The following is a 14313-nucleotide window of genomic DNA, read 5'->3' as shown; positions in this document are numbered from 1 at the left end:
ACGGGCCGGCGGGGACACACACCCCACCGGCCCGTCGCTGTCAGTGGCGCCCGCTAGTCTGCCGAGCAGGTGATCGACAGCGGAGTGGGGAGGGGCGCGGTGCGGGTGCTGGGCGTGGACCCGGGGCTGACCCGGTGCGGTGTCGGCGTGGTCGACGGGGTCGCGGGCCGGCCGTTGCGCATGCTCGGAGTCGGCGTCATACGGACTCCGGCGGACGCCCCGATCGGCGATCGCCTGGTGCTCATCGAGCGTGGCCTGGAGGAGTGGCTGGAGGCCCACCGGCCCGAAATCGTGGCGGTGGAGCGGGTGTTCAGCCAGCACAATGTGCAGACCGTCATGGGCACCGCCCAGGCGAGCGCGGTCGCGATGCTCTGCGCCGCCCGCCGCGGGCTGCCGGTCGCGCTGCACACGCCCAGTGAGGTCAAGGCGGCCGTGACCGGGTCCGGGCGCGCCGACAAGGCGCAGGTCGGCTCGATGGTCACCCGGCTGCTGCGGCTCGACGCCCCACCGAAACCCGCCGACGCGGCCGACGCGCTGGCCCTCGCCATCTGCCACATCTGGCGGGCGCCCGCGATGAACCGGCTCCAGCAGGCCGTCGCCGCCCACCGCACCACGAAAGGCCGTATTTCATGATCGCGTTCGTCTCCGGCCCGGTCGCGGCCGTCGGCCCGGACACCGCCGTCGTCGAGGTCGGCGGGGTCGGCATGGCCGTCCAGTGCACCCCGAACACGCTGTCCGGGCTGCGCGTCGGCCAGCCGGCCCGGCTGGCCACCTCCCTCGTGGTCCGTGAGGACTCGCTCACCCTCTACGGCTTCGCGGACGACGACGAGCGCCAGGTCTTCGAGCTGCTACAGACGGCCAGCGGGGTCGGGCCCCGGCTCGCCCAGGCCATGCTGGCCGTCCACTCGCCCGACGCGCTGCGGCTCGCCGTCGCCATCGGCGACGAGAAGGCGCTGACCGCCGTCCCCGGCATCGGCAAGAAGGGCGCGCAGCGGCTGCTGCTCGAGCTGAAGGACCGGCTCGGCGCGCCGGTGGGCCGCCCCGCCGCGGTGGCCGCCGCCGCCCCGGGCTGGAGCGACCAGCTGCACACCGCCCTCGTCGGCCTCGGATACGCGCCGAGGGAGGCCGAGGACGCAGTCACGGCCGTCACCCCGCAGGCCGAGGCCGCCGTGGCCGCGGGCGGGGACCCGCAGGTGCCGCAGCTGCTGCGGGCCGCCCTGCAGACCCTGAACCGGGCCCGCTGACCGCAGGCCGCCCGAAGACCCTGAACCGGGCCCGGCGACCGCCCCGTGCGCCCGGCCGCACTGCCCGATACGACATCGCGAGGCGAGACTTCCGTGAACTGGGACGAGACCGCACCGGACACCGCCGACGACGCCGGCACCGGCCGGCTGGTGGGCGCCGACGCCGACGGCGAGGACCAGGCGGTCGAGGCCGCACTGCGCCCCAAGGACCTGGGCGAGTTCGTCGGCCAGGAGCGGGTCCGCGAGCAGCTGGACCTGGTCCTCAAGGCGGCCCGGCAGCGTGGCGGGACGGCCGACCACGTGCTGCTGTCCGGTGCGCCCGGACTGGGCAAGACCACCCTGTCGATGATCATCGCCGCCGAGATGGGCGCCCCCATCCGGATCACCTCAGGCCCCGCCATCCAGCACGCCGGCGACCTCGCCGCGATCCTGTCCTCGCTCGCCGAGGGCGAGGTGCTCTTCCTCGACGAGATCCACCGCATGTCCCGGCCCGCCGAGGAGATGCTGTACATGGCGATGGAGGACTTCCGCGTCGATGTGATCGTCGGCAAGGGCCCCGGCGCCACTGCCATCCCCCTGGAGCTGCCGCCCTTCACCCTGGTCGGCGCCACCACCCGGGCCGGACTGCTGCCGCCCCCGCTGCGCGACCGCTTCGGCTTCACCGGCCACATGGAGTTCTACGCCCCGGCCGAGCTGGAGCGCGTCATCCACCGCTCCGCCGGGCTCCTGGACGTCGCCATCGAGCCGGAGGGCGCGGGCGAGATCGCCGGGCGCTCCCGCGGCACCCCGCGCATCGCCAACCGCCTGCTGCGCCGGGTGCGCGACTACGCTCAGGTCAAGGCGGACGGCATGATCACCCGCGAGATCGCGGCCCGTGCCCTGGCCGTGTACGACGTGGACGGCCGCGGCCTGGACCGGCTGGACCGCGCGGTGCTGACCGCCCTGCTCAAGCTGTTCGGCGGGGGCCCGGTCGGCCTGTCGACGCTGGCGGTCGCGGTGGGGGAGGAGCGGGAGACGGTCGAGGAGGTCGCCGAGCCCTTCCTGGTGCGCGAGGGGCTGCTGGCCCGCACGCCCAGGGGCCGGGTCGCCACGCCCGCGGCCTGGACCCACCTGGGGCTGGCCCCGCCGCAGCAGGGCGGCGCGGCCCAGCAGGGGCTCTTCGAGGGCTGAGACGGCCTGAGACGGCCCGAGCCGGCTCATAGCCGATTATGGTCGGGTCAGGAACCCACATGCCGCGCCGGGCGTTGTTCCATAGGCGCGGGCTCGCTTAGACTCCGCCGATGCCGTTCGTATGCCGTGTCCGGGTCCGGTGCGGCATGACCACCCCATAGTCCAGGCCGCGTCCCCGCGGTCATGTGAAGGAATTTCCGTCCCGTGTATATGACTCTCCTGCCGTTTATCGTGCTCATCGGGGCCATGTTCCTGATGACCCGGTCGGCCAAGAACAAGCAGCGCCAGGCCGCGAACATGCGTGACCAGATGGGGCCGGGCTCCGGTGTGCGGACCATCGGCGGTATGTACGCCACGGTCAAGGAGGTCCACGACGACGCCGTCCTCCTCGAGGTCGCTCCCGGCGTGCACGCCTTCTACGCGAAGAACGCGGTGGGAGCCGTCCTCGACGACGCCGAGTACAACCGGATCGTGCACGGGATCGACCCTGACGCGGCCGACGACGACACCCCTGTCGTCCCCGACGACGCCTCCTCGCTCACCGAAGCCGAGGACGAGGCGGCCGAGGACGAGACGGTCGACGCCGAGGCGGCGGACGGGGACAAGAAGACCGACCTCAGCAAGCCGGCGGCCGCGGCCGACGCGCCGAAGGAGGACAAGCGGGACGGCGAAGCCGACGCCAAGTAGTACTGCTCCGGGAACCGTGGCGTGCCACCGCTCGGCGCGCCGCGGTTCCCGGACGGTCTAGGCTCCGGCGGGGGTTAGTCCCACAAGACTTCGTGGCCGCCCGGCGCACACCCGATGCCAGGCGGTTGGACAGGGAGATTACGAGAAGGTGGCAGCACCGAAGAAGGGCCGCAGGTCCTCCGGGTCACAGGGCAGGCCCGGGCGCGCCCTGGTCGCGATCCTGGTCGCCATCGTGGCGCTCACCGCGGGGATGTTCATCTCCGGTCACACCAAGCCACGGCTGGGCATCGACCTGGCGGGCGGCACCAGCTTCACGCTGGAGGCCAAGAACCAACCGGGCAAGCCCAACGCGATCAACTCGGACAACATGAACACCGCCGTCAACATCATCGAGCGGCGGGTCAACGGTCTGGGTGTGTCCGAGGCCGAGGTCCAGACGCAGGGCGACAAGCACATCATCGTGAACATCCCCAAGGGGATGGACGCGAAACAGGCCCGTACGCAGGTCGGCACCACCGCCCAGCTCTACTTCCGCCCCGTGGTGACCTACACCGACGGCAAGAAGACCGAGCCCACCACCAGCCCCACGCCGACCGCGACCGGCAAGGGCAAGAGCGCCGACAAGAGCGACAGCAAGGGCAAGGCGTCGTCCACCCCGAGCGCCACGGGCAGCCCGAGCGCCACAGGCAGCCCGAGCGCCTCCGGCAGCAGCCAGGGGCGGGCCGTCTCCGAGGGTCTGAAGGCCGACGAGACGCCGAGCGCCTCGGGGAGCCCGAGCGCCTCCAAGAGCCCCAAGGCGCCTGAGAGCCCCAAGGCGACCGAGAGCCCCAAGAGCGACTCCTCCAAGGCCGACGATCTGACCAAGCAGCTCGCGGACCTGGTGTGCACCACCCCGGCGGACCGGGCCAAGGCGCGGGAGAAGGCCGCCGCCGTCAAGCCGAGCGACTCCGTCGTCGCCTGTGACCGGGACGGCTCGCGCAAGTTCATCCTCGGCCCGTCCCAGGTCGAGGGCACCGACGTCAAGGACGCCTCGTCCGTCTACGAGAGCCAGAGCGGCCAGGGCTGGATCGTCCAGCTGAACTTCACCGGCAAGGGCGGCAAGAAGTTCGCCGACGTGACCGGCAAGCTGGCCACCCAGCAGCCGCCGCAGAACCAGTTCGCGATCGTGCTGGACGGCGAGGTCTACTCCGACCCCAAGGTCGACGAGTCCATCGTGGGCGGCCGGGCCACCATCTCCGGCCCGGACTTCAACCAGAAGAACACCTCGGAGCTGGCCAACGTCCTGTCCTACGGCGCGCTGCCGCTGTCGTTCGACATCGCCGACGAGACCACCGTCTCCGCCGCGCTCGGCGGCGAGCAGCTGGAGGCCGGTCTGATCGCGGGCGCCATCGGCCTCGCGCTCGTGGTGGTCTACCTGGTCGTCTACTACCGGGGTCTGGCACTGATCGCCCTGGCCAGCCTCGCGGTCTCCGCGGCCCTGACGTACACGATCATGGTGCTGCTCGGCCCGGGCATCGGCTTCGCGCTGAACCTGCCGGCCGTCTGTGGCGCGATCGTCGCGATCGGTATCACGGCCGACTCCTTCATCGTGTACTTCGAGCGCATAAGGGATGAGATCCGCGAGGGCCGCACACTGCGCCCGGCCGTCGAGCGCGGCTGGCCGCGCGCCCGGCGCACCATCCTGGTGTCCGACTTCGTGTCCTTCCTCGCGGCCGCGGTGCTCTACATCGTGACGGTCGGCAAGGTGCAGGGCTTCGCCTTCACGCTGGGCCTCACCACGCTGCTGGACGTCGTGGTGGTGTTCCTGTTCACCAAGCCGCTGATGACGATCCTCGCCCGGCGTAAGTTCTTCGCGAGCGGTCACCCGTGGTCCGGCCTGGATCCGCAGCGCCTGGGCGCCAAGCCGCCGCTGCGCCGCAGCCGCCGCACCACCGCCCCCGCCCCCGCCGACCCGAAGGAGGCGTGAGATGTCGCGACTCGGCACTCTCGGCGCCAAGCTCTACCGAGGCGAGGTCGGCTACGACTTCGTCGGCAAGCGGAAGCTCTGGTACGGCATCTCGATACTGATCACCATCACGGCGATCGTGGGCCTGGCGGTGCGCGGGCTCAACCTGGGCATCGAGTTCTCCGGCGGAGCGGTCTTCGAGACCCCCAAGACCAGCGTGTCGGCCTCCCAGGCGCGCGAGGTGGCGGAGTCGGCGTCCAGCGGCCACACCGCGGTCGTCCAGGAGCTCGGCCGTGGCGGGCTGCGGATCCAGATCAGCGAGCTGGGCACCAAGGAGGCCCTGCCGGTCCAGGAGAAGCTTGCCAAGGAGCTGGACGTCAAGACCAGCGAGATCGAAACGCAGCTGGTCGGACCCAGCTGGGGCGAGGAGATCGCCAGCAAGGCCTGGCAGGGTCTGGCGATCTTCATGGTCCTGGTGGTGATCTATCTCGCCATCGCCTTCGAATGGCGCATGGCGCTCGCCGCGCTGATCGCGCTCATCCACGACCTCACCATCACGGTCGGGGTGTACGCGCTGGTCGGCTTCGAGGTCACCCCGGGTACCGTGATCGGTCTGCTGACCATCCTCGGCTACTCGCTCTATGACACCGTCGTCGTCTTCGACGGTCTCAAGGAAGCGTCGAAGGACCTCACCAAGCAGACCCGCTTCACCTACAGCGAGATCGCCAACCGCAGCCTCAACTCGACCCTGGTGCGTTCCATCAACACCACGGTCGTGGCGCTGCTGCCGGTCGGCGCCCTGCTGTTCATCGGCGGCGGCGCGCTCGGCGCGGGCATGCTCAACGACATCTCGCTGGCGCTGTTCGTCGGTCTCGCGGCCGGTGCGTACTCCTCGATCTTCATCGCCACCCCGCTGGTGGCCGACCTCAAGGAGCGCGAGCCGCAGATGAAGGCCCTGGCCAAGCGGGTGCGCGCCAAGCGCGCCGCGGCCAAGACCGACACCGACACCGATGCCGAGCAGAAGCCGCAGGATGTCACCCCGCCGCCCGCCGAGGACGGCGACCCGCCCACCCCCGCGGCGGCGGGCGCGGGCCAGCGCCGCCAGCCGGCCTCGCGCGGCCGAGGCCGCGGCCGACCGTCGGGGAAGCGCCGATGAGCGCCGGGACGACGAATCCCGCAACCGGGGGCCTCGGCGGTCTCGACGGCGAGGAGCTGCGCGGGCTGCTGCTCAGCCGGATCCTGGATGTGCCGGACTACCCGAAGCCGGGGGTGATCTTCAAGGACATCACCCCGCTGCTCGCCGACGCCGCCGCCTTCGGCGCGCTGACCCACGCGCTCGCCGAGCTGTGCGCCAAGCACGGCGCCACCAAGGTCGTGGGCCTGGAGGCGCGCGGCTTCATCCTGGCCGCCCCGGCCGCCGTGCGCGCCGGGATCGGCTTCGTACCCGTGCGCAAGGCGGGCAAGCTCCCCGGAGCGACCCTGGGCCAGGCGTACGAGCTGGAGTACGGCACCGCGGAGATCGAGATCCACACCGATGCGCTGGAGCCCGGCGACCGGGTTCTGGTGATCGACGATGTGCTCGCCACCGGCGGCACCGCCGAGGCCTCGCTGCGGCTCATCCGCCGCGCCGGCGCGGCGGTCGCCGGGGTCGCGGTCCTGCTGGAGCTCGGCTTCCTCGACGGCCGCAGCCGCCTCCTCCCCGCGCTCGACAGCGCGCCCCTGGAGGCCCTGATCACGGTCTGATCCGAGACGCCACACAAGGGTGGGGAGCCGGATTTTCTCCGGCTCCCCACCCTTGTGCCAGCCGCTCTGCAGGGGCCCCGGGGCGGCCGGGAGGCAAGTGGAGTGGCGGGATCGATACCATGGCATCCTGGCCTCTTTGAGGCCCGGACCGCCTGAGGAGTGCTCTTGCCAGACGAGGCCCAGCCGCTCTCCGCCGCGCAACCGGCAGAGCCGACCGCCGTTGCCAAGTCCACGGCGGCCCCTGAGGTGCCCAAGAACAGCGGCGAGGCGCCCCCTCGGCCGGAGCCTTCCGCGCCGCGCCCCCCGGCGGAGCGTACGAGCAGCTCACGGCCCCCCGCGCCGGCCCCCCGCCCGCTGCAGAGCCCCACCCCCAGGGGAGGCTCCTCCAACCGGGTCCGCGCCCGCCTCGCCCGCCTCGGCGTGCAGCGCTCCAGCCCGTACAACCCGGTCCTGGAGCCGCTGCTGCGCATCGTGCGCGGCAACGACCCCAAGGCCGACGCCTCGACCCTGCGCCAGATCGAGCGGGCGTACCAGGTCGCCGAGCGATGGCACCGCGGTCAGAAGCGCAAGAGCGGCGATCCGTACATCACCCATCCGCTCGCGGTGACCACGATCCTGGCCGAGCTGGGTATGGATCCGGCCACCTTGATGGCCGGTCTGCTGCATGACACCGTCGAGGACACCGAATACGGCCTGGACACCCTGCGCCGTGACTTCGGCGACCAGGTGGCCCTGCTCGTGGACGGCGTCACCAAGCTGGACAAGGTCAAGTTCGGCGAGGCGGCGCAGGCCGAGACCGTGCGCAAGATGGTCGTCGCCATGGCCAAGGACCCGCGCGTCCTGGTCATCAAGCTCGCCGACCGGCTGCACAACATGCGCACCATGCGCTACCTCAAGCGGGAGAAGCAGGAGAAGAAGGCCCGCGAGACGCTGGAGATCTACGCCCCGCTCGCCCACCGCCTGGGCATGAACACGATCAAGTGGGAGCTGGAGGACCTCGCCTTCGCGATCCTCTACCCCAAGATGTACGACGAGATCGTGCGGCTGGTCGCCGAGCGGGCCCCCAAGCGGGACGAATACCTCGCCGTCGTCACCGACCAGGTCCAGGGCGACCTGCGCGCGGCCCGCATCAAGGCGACCGTGACCGGCCGCCCGAAGCACTACTACTCGGTCTACCAGAAGATGATCGTGCGCGGCCGCGACTTCGCCGAGATCTACGACCTGGTGGGCATCCGGGTGCTCGTCGACACCGTCCGCGACTGCTACGCGGCGCTCGGGACCATCCACGCGCGGTGGAACCCGGTGCCCGGGCGGTTCAAGGACTACATCGCGATGCCCAAGTTCAACATGTACCAGTCGCTGCACACGACGGTCATCGGGCCCAGCGGCAAGCCGGTCGAGCTGCAGATCCGCACCTTCGACATGCACCGCCGCGCCGAGTACGGCATCGCCGCGCACTGGAAGTACAAGCAGGAGGCCGTCGCGGGCGCCTCCAAGGTGCGCACCGACGTGCCCAAGCGGGCCGGCAAGGACGACGCCATCAACGACATGGCGTGGCTGCGGCAGCTGCTGGACTGGCAGAAGGAGACCGAGGACCCGGGCGAGTTCCTGGAGTCGCTGCGCTTCGACCTGTCCCGTAACGAGGTCTTCGTCTTCACGCCCAAGGGCGATGTCATAGCGCTGCCGGCCGGGGCCACCCCGGTGGACTTCGCGTACGCCGTGCACACCGAGGTCGGCCACCGCACCATAGGGGCCCGGGTCAACGGGCGGCTCGTGCCGCTCGAGTCGACGCTGGACAACGGCGACCTGGTGGAGGTCTTCACCTCCAAGGCGCCCGGGGCCGGCCCGTCCCGGGACTGGCTGGGCTTCGTCAAGTCCCCGCGCGCCCGCAACAAGATCCGCGCCTGGTTCTCCAAGGAGCGCCGCGACGAGGCCATCGAGCAGGGCAAGGACGCCATCGTGCGGGCCATGCGCAAGCAGAACCTGCCGATCCAGCGGATCCTGACGGGCGACTCGCTGGTCACCCTGGCCCACGAGATGCGCTACCCCGACATCTCCTCGCTCTACGCGGCGATCGGCGAGGGCCATGTCTCCGCGCAGAACGTCGTGGGCAAGCTGGTGCAGGCCCTCGGCGGCGAGGAGGCGGCCAACGAGGACATCGCCGAGACCGCGCCGCCGATCCGCGGCCGCGGCAAGCGCCGGACCAGCGCCGACCCGGGCGTCGTGGTCAAGGGCGTCGATGACGTGTGGGTCAAGCTGGCCCGCTGCTGTACGCCCGTCCCCGGCGACCCCATCATCGGCTTCGTCACCCGCGGCAGCGGCGTCTCCGTCCACCGCGCCGACTGCGTCAACGTCGACTCGCTCTCCCAGCAGCCGGAGCGGATGCTCGACGTCGAGTGGGCGCCCACCCAGTCCTCCGTCTTCCTGGTCGCCATCCAGGTCGAGGCCCTGGACCGGTCCCGGCTGCTGTCCGATGTCACGCGCGTACTGTCCGACCAGCACGTCAACATCCTGTCCGCCGCCGTGCAGACCTCCCGCGACCGGGTGGCCACCTCGCGCTTCACCTTCGAGATGGGCGACCCGAAACACCTGGGCCATGTCCTGAAGGCCGTACGGGGCGTCGAGGGCGTCTACGACGTCTACCGGGTGACCTCGGCGCGCCAGCGCTGAGCCCCGGCGGGACGGGGGCGGGAGGGGGCTGGATGACGGACCGGGATCTCCTGGGCGGCCGGTCCCGAGGCGGTCCTCGTCTGCCGCAGACTGGGCGATCTGCTTCAGGAGTCCGGCAACCACATCCAGGCGTGCGAAGTGCTCAAACACGCGCTGGACCTCGCCGAGAAACGGCGAACGGCCCCGGTGCGCAGTGCACCGGAGCCGTTCCCCTACCTACGGTCGCGTGGCCGAGCCGGACGTCCGCCTGCCGGAGCCCGGCCCGCGGCCGTGTGTGGCACATCAGCCATCGATTGAGGAACCCCGATAGCCAGCAACCACCTGCGCGAGAGCGGCGGCGGCTTAGCCGCAAAAAGGGGCTCAGCCGCCGAACTCCTCCAGGCCCTTGAGCGCCTGGTCCAGCAGCGCCTGCCGACCCTCCAGCTCCTTGGCCAGCTTGTCGGCCTTGGCGTTGTTGCCGGCCGCGCGCGCGGCGTCGATCTGCGTGCGCAGCTTGTCCACGGCGTCCTGGAGCTGGCCGGTGAGCCCCTGAGCGCGCGCCCGCGCCTCGGGGTTGGTGCGCCGCCACTCGGCCTCCTCGGCCTCCTGGATGGCGCGCTCCACCGCGTGCAGCCGGCCCTCGATCCGCGCCCGGGCGTCCCGCGGCACATGGCCGATGGCCTCCCACCGCTCGTTGACCGAGCGGAAGGCCGCGCGCGATGACTTCAGATCAGAGATCGGAAGCAGCTTCTCCGCCTCGACGACCAGCTCTTCCTTGCGGGTCAGATTCTCCTGCTGCTCGGCGTCCCGCTCGGCGAACACCTGGCTGCGCGCCTGGAAGAAGACGTCCTGCGCACCGCGGAAGCGGTTCCACAGGTCGTCCTCGGCCTCGCGCTGGGCGCGGCCCGCCGCCTTCCACTCCGTCATCAGCTCCCGGTACCGGGCGGCGGTCGGACCCCAGTCCGTGGAGTCGGACAGCGACTCGGCCTCGGCGACCAGCTTCTCCTTGGTCTGCCGGGCCGTCTCGCGCTGCGCGTCCAGCGCCGCGAAGTGCGCCTTGCGCCGCTTGGAGAACGCCGAGCGGGCATGCGAGAAGCGGTGCCACAGCTCGTCGTCGGCGCGGCGGTCCAGGCGCGGCAGGCCCTTCCAGGTGTCGACCAGCGCGCGCAGCCGCTCCCCGGCGGCCCGCCACTGCTCGCTGGCGGCCAGCTCCTCGGCCTCCGTGACCAGCGCCTCCTTGGCCCGGCGGGCCTCGTCGGCCTGGACCGCCTTGGCCGCGCGGCGCTCCTCCCGGCGCGCCTCGACATCGCTCGTGAGCTTGTCGAGCCGCTTCCTGAGCGCGTCCAGGTCGCCGACCACATGGTGCTCGTCGACCTGATGGCGGATGTGCTCGATGGCCGCCGTGGCGTCCTTGGCCGACAGGTCCGTGGTCTGCACCCGGCGCTCGAGGAGCTCGATCTCGACGACCAGGCCGTCGTACTTGCGCTCGAAGTAGGCGAGGGCCTCTTCAGGAGATCCCGCCTGCCACGATCCGACGACCTGCTCGCCGTCGGCCGTACGCACGTACACGGTCCCCGCCTCGTCGACGCGGCCCCAAGGCTCGCTGCTCACAGCGCCTCCTCCACATGATGCCGGGGCGGGCGCGCGGCCCGCCGGCATCGTCCACAGTTTCTTCCGGCCGGGATCCACCCTGACCGGTCTCGCAGCAGGGTGCGCCGGCTGCGGCAGATACCCTGCACAACGCCAACATAGGCGAACGGTGGCCCGGCTGTCCGTATCCTGCGCGACCGAAATTTCGCAGTACGCACGCCGGAGGCGGTCAGGACCTGCCGACCGTCGCCTTGTTGATCACCACGGTGGCGTTCGGGGCGGTGTTTCCGGTCTGCGGGTCCGGCGCCTGCGCGCCCCCGTCGGCGATCTTCTTGAGGACCTGCATGCTGGCCTTGTCGAGCGTCCCGAAGGGCGTGTAGTACGGCGGGAGCTCGCTGTCCTTGTAGACCAGGAAGAACTGGCTGCCGCCGCTGTTCTTGCCCTTCTTGGTCGTGGGGTCGTACTGGTTGGCCATCGCGACCGTGCCGGCCGGGTACTTGTTCCCCTTGATCCTGGAATCCTTCAGGTTCTCGTCCGGGATGGTGTAGCCCGGGTCGCCCATGCCGGTGCCCATCGGGTCACCGCACTGGAGCACGAAGATCCCCTGGTTTGTCAGCCGGTGGCACTTGGTGTGGTCGAAGTAGCCCTTCCCGGCCAGGAAATTGAAGGAGTTCACGGTGTGCGGGGCCTTGGCCGCGTCCATGGTGACGGTCATGTCACCACAGGTGGTCTCCAGCTTCATGGCGTACGAAGCCGACTGGTCGACCGTGAGGGCCGGCTCCTTCTTCGACGACATGGTCTTCGGCTTCTTGTCCCCGGCCTCCTTGGCCCCCTTGGCGCACGGGTCCGGCGCCTTGGTCGTGGGGGTGGGCGTGGGCGTGGGCATCGTGGGGTTGGCGGCCTTGTCGGCCTTGTCGTTCTTCTTGTCGTCGCCGCCGGACAGCGCGCTGACGGCGGTCACCACCCCGCCCGCCGCCAGGACCACGGCCAGCGTGGACGCGATCACCACATAGCGTCGGCGCTGCTTATGCCGGGCAGCCTCCCGCCGATTCTGCTGCCGAAGGTACTTCTCCCGTGCGAGCTGCCGCCGACGCTGCTCGTTACTGACCACCGGGTCGTCTCCCTCATGCCGTATGGCGTCGCTGACGTATGTGATGACTCGGCCGTACCGTATACGGGTTCGCTGTGGCGGGAGCGCCGCCGGTAGGCTCTGAACGGCCGACTTCCACTTCTGCCGGACGACTCTTAAGGACGATCGTGCTCATTGCCGGGTTCCCCGCCGGGGCCTGGGGGACCAACTGTTACCTGGTCGCCCCTGCCGCCGGTGAGGAGTGTGTGATCATCGACCCGGGCCATCAGGCGGCCCAGGGCGTCGAGGAGGCACTCGCCAAGCATCGGCTCAAGCCCGTCGCCGTCGTCCTCACCCACGGCCATATCGACCACGTCGCCTCGGTGGTGCCCGTCTGTGGCGCCCACGACGTGCCGGCCTGGATCCACCCGGCCGACCGCTACATGATGAGCGACCCCGAGAAGGCCTTCGGGCGTTCCATCGGGATGCCGCTCATGGGCGAGCTGACCGTGGGCGAGCCGGACGACCTCAAGGAGCTGACCGACGGCGCGCGGCTGGACCTGGCCGGTCTCGAGCTCTCCGTCGCGCACGCCCCGGGCCATACCAAGGGGTCGGTGACCTTCAGGATGCCCGAGCGGGCGGACATCCCGTCCGTCTTCTTCGCGGGCGACCTGCTCTTCGCCGGCTCCATCGGACGCACCGATCTGCCCGGCGGCGACCACGCCGAGATCCTCGAGTCCCTGGCCCGCGTGGTCCTGCCGCTCGACGACTCGACCGTGGTGCTGTCCGGCCACGGCCCCCAGACCAGCATCGGCCGCGAGCGCGCCACCAACCCGTTTCTGCGGCAGGTGGCCGCCGGCCTCGGAGACGGCGCCCCGGCACCGGCTCCGCGACGAGGAATGTGACGAGAGACCTTCCGTGAGCACCTTCAAGGCCCCCCGGGGCACGTATGACCTGATCCCGCCGGACTCCGCGGCCTACCTCGCGGTGCGCGACGCCATCGCCGCCCCGCTCAAGCGCTCCGGCTACGGCTATGTGGAGACGCCCGGCTTCGAGAACGTCGAGCTCTTCGCGCGCGGTGTCGGTGAGTCCACCGACATCGTCACCAAGGAGATGTACACCCTCACCACCAAGGGCGGCGACCAGCTCGCGCTGCGCCCCGAGGGCACCGCCTCCGTGCTGCGTGCCGCGCTGGAGGCCAACCTCCACAAGGCCGGAAACCTGCCGGTCAAGCTGTGGTACTCCGGCTCCTACTACCGCTACGAGCGCCCCCAGAAGGGCCGCTACCGCCACTTCTCGCAGGTCGGCGCCGAGGCGATCGGCGCCGAGGACCCGGCGCTCGACGCCGAGCTGATCATCCTGGCCCACGACGCGTACCGCTCGCTGGGACTGCGGAACTTCCGGATCCTGCTGAACTCGCTGGGCGATGCCACCTGCCGCCCCGCCTACCGGGCCGCCCTCCAGGACTTTCTGCGCGGGCTCGAGCTGGACGAGGACACCCGGCGCCGGATCGACATCAACCCGTTGCGGGTCCTGGACGACAAGCGCGAAGCGGTGCAGAAGCAGCTGGTCGGCGCGCCGATGCTGGGCGACCACCTGTGCGAGGCGTGCAAGCAGTACCACGAGCAGGTGCGCGAGCTGCTGACCGCCGAGGGCGTGGCCTTCGAGGACGACCCCAAGCTGGTGCGCGGCCTGGACTACTACACCCGCACGACCTTCGAGTTCGTCCACGACGGGCTCGGCTCGCAGTCCGCGGTCGGCGGCGGCGGCCGCTACGACGGCCTGTCGGAGATGATCGGCGGGCCGGCGCTGCCCTCGGTGGGCTGGGCACTGGGCGTGGACCGTACGGTGCTGGCGCTGGAGGCCGAGGGCGTCGAGCTCGACCTGCCGCCCGCCACCAGCGTGTTCGCGGTGCCGCTTGGCGAGGAGGCGCGCAGGGTGTTGTTCGGCGCGGTCACCGGGCTGCGCCGGGCAGGGGTCGCCACGGACTTCGCGTACGGCGGCAAGGGCGTGAAGGCGGCGATGAAGGCGGCGAACCGCAGCGGGGCGCGGCTCGCGGTCATCGCGGGGGAGCGGGACCTCGCGGAGGGCGTCGTCCAGCTCAAGGACCTCGAGTCCGGCGAGCAGACGCCGGTTGCGCTGGACGGCCTGGTCGAGGCGGTCCGCGCCCGCCTCGGCTGACGCGCCTCTCGTGACCCGGGCCATGCGGTTGGGCT

General features: G+C 71.1%; 12 protein-coding genes. 10 read left to right on the top strand and 2 right to left on the bottom strand.

Going from position 1 to position 14313, the window contains the following annotated elements; translation table 11 throughout:
* The first annotated feature begins 99 nt into the window (after positions 1–99).
* The 8 genes from ruvC (at position 100) to ACWY4P_RS10235 (ending at position 9459) form a co-directional block, all read left to right on the top strand.
* Entirely contained in the window at positions 100–633 is a 534-nt protein-coding gene (ruvC, locus tag ACWY4P_RS10270; RefSeq protein WP_456212874.1) for a crossover junction endodeoxyribonuclease RuvC, read from the top strand.
* Positions 630–1244, top strand: coding sequence for a Holliday junction branch migration protein RuvA (ruvA, locus tag ACWY4P_RS10265; protein WP_456210035.1), 615 nt, complete (start codon positions 630–632; stop codon positions 1242–1244). Before ruvC ends, ruvA begins: the two co-directional genes overlap by 4 nt.
* 93 nt (positions 1245–1337) lie before the next feature.
* The gene (gene ruvB / locus ACWY4P_RS10260; RefSeq protein ID WP_456210034.1) at positions 1338–2414 is read left to right on the top strand and encodes a Holliday junction branch migration DNA helicase RuvB; all 1077 of its coding nucleotides are present in this window, start codon (positions 1338–1340) and stop codon (positions 2412–2414) included.
* A gap of 210 nt (positions 2415–2624) precedes the next feature.
* Entirely contained in the window at positions 2625–3101 is a 477-nt protein-coding gene (gene yajC / locus ACWY4P_RS10255) for a preprotein translocase subunit YajC (RefSeq protein ID WP_456212873.1), read from the top strand.
* A gap of 148 nt (positions 3102–3249) precedes the next feature.
* Positions 3250–5067, top strand: coding sequence for a protein translocase subunit SecD (secD, locus tag ACWY4P_RS10250; protein ID WP_456210033.1), 1818 nt, complete (start codon positions 3250–3252; stop codon positions 5065–5067).
* Position 5068: 1 nt separating this feature from the next.
* Entirely contained in the window at positions 5069–6202 is a 1134-nt protein-coding gene (gene secF, locus ACWY4P_RS10245) for a protein translocase subunit SecF (protein WP_456210032.1), read from the top strand.
* Positions 6199–6789, top strand: coding sequence for an adenine phosphoribosyltransferase (locus tag ACWY4P_RS10240; protein ID WP_456210031.1), 591 nt, complete (start codon positions 6199–6201; stop codon positions 6787–6789). The genes secF and ACWY4P_RS10240 overlap by 4 nt, the downstream gene beginning before the upstream one ends.
* Before the next feature lie 165 nt (positions 6790–6954).
* Complete coding sequence (locus ACWY4P_RS10235) at positions 6955–9459, top strand: RelA/SpoT family protein (protein ID WP_456210030.1); 2505 nt, start codon at positions 6955–6957, stop codon at positions 9457–9459.
* A gap of 360 nt (positions 9460–9819) precedes the next feature.
* On the opposite strand, the gene ACWY4P_RS10230 is transcribed toward ACWY4P_RS10235, so the two are convergent.
* Positions 9820–11049 (bottom strand): DUF349 domain-containing protein, encoded by a 1230-nt coding sequence (locus ACWY4P_RS10230; RefSeq protein WP_456210029.1) that lies wholly within the window; start codon positions 11047–11049, stop codon positions 9820–9822.
* A 208-nt stretch (positions 11050–11257) separates the two neighbouring features.
* Positions 11258–12139: a peptidylprolyl isomerase gene (locus ACWY4P_RS10225; protein ID WP_456210028.1), complete on the bottom strand. Its 882-nt coding sequence runs from the start codon at positions 12137–12139 to the stop codon at positions 11258–11260.
* A gap of 146 nt (positions 12140–12285) precedes the next feature.
* Between ACWY4P_RS10225 and ACWY4P_RS10220 the strand changes: the two genes are divergently transcribed.
* Both ACWY4P_RS10220 and hisS read left to right on the top strand, forming a co-directional pair.
* The gene (locus ACWY4P_RS10220) at positions 12286–13002 is read left to right on the top strand and encodes an MBL fold metallo-hydrolase (RefSeq protein WP_456210027.1); all 717 of its coding nucleotides are present in this window, start codon (positions 12286–12288) and stop codon (positions 13000–13002) included.
* Between the two features lie 13 nt (positions 13003–13015).
* Positions 13016–14278, top strand: coding sequence for a histidine--tRNA ligase (gene hisS / locus ACWY4P_RS10215; protein ID WP_456210026.1), 1263 nt, complete (start codon positions 13016–13018; stop codon positions 14276–14278).
* The last annotated feature ends 35 nt before the right edge of the window (positions 14279–14313 follow it).

The sequence above is a fragment of the Streptomyces sp. LZ34 genome (assembly GCF_053890475.1).
This window is presented reverse-complemented; position numbering and strand designations above follow the sequence as displayed.

Excerpts from the sequence above, each read along its gene's own strand:
- yajC (WP_456212873.1), top strand. The coding sequence starts at position 2,625 with ATGACTCTCCTGCCGTTTATCGTGCTCATCGGGGCCATGTTCCTGATG.
- ruvA (WP_456210035.1), top strand. The coding sequence starts at position 630 with ATGATCGCGTTCGTCTCCGGCCCGGTCGCGGCCGTCGGCCCGGACACC.
- ACWY4P_RS10240 (WP_456210031.1), top strand. The coding sequence starts at position 6,199 with ATGAGCGCCGGGACGACGAATCCCGCAACCGGGGGCCTCGGCGGTCTC.
- secF (WP_456210032.1), top strand. The coding sequence starts at position 5,069 with ATGTCGCGACTCGGCACTCTCGGCGCCAAGCTCTACCGAGGCGAGGTC.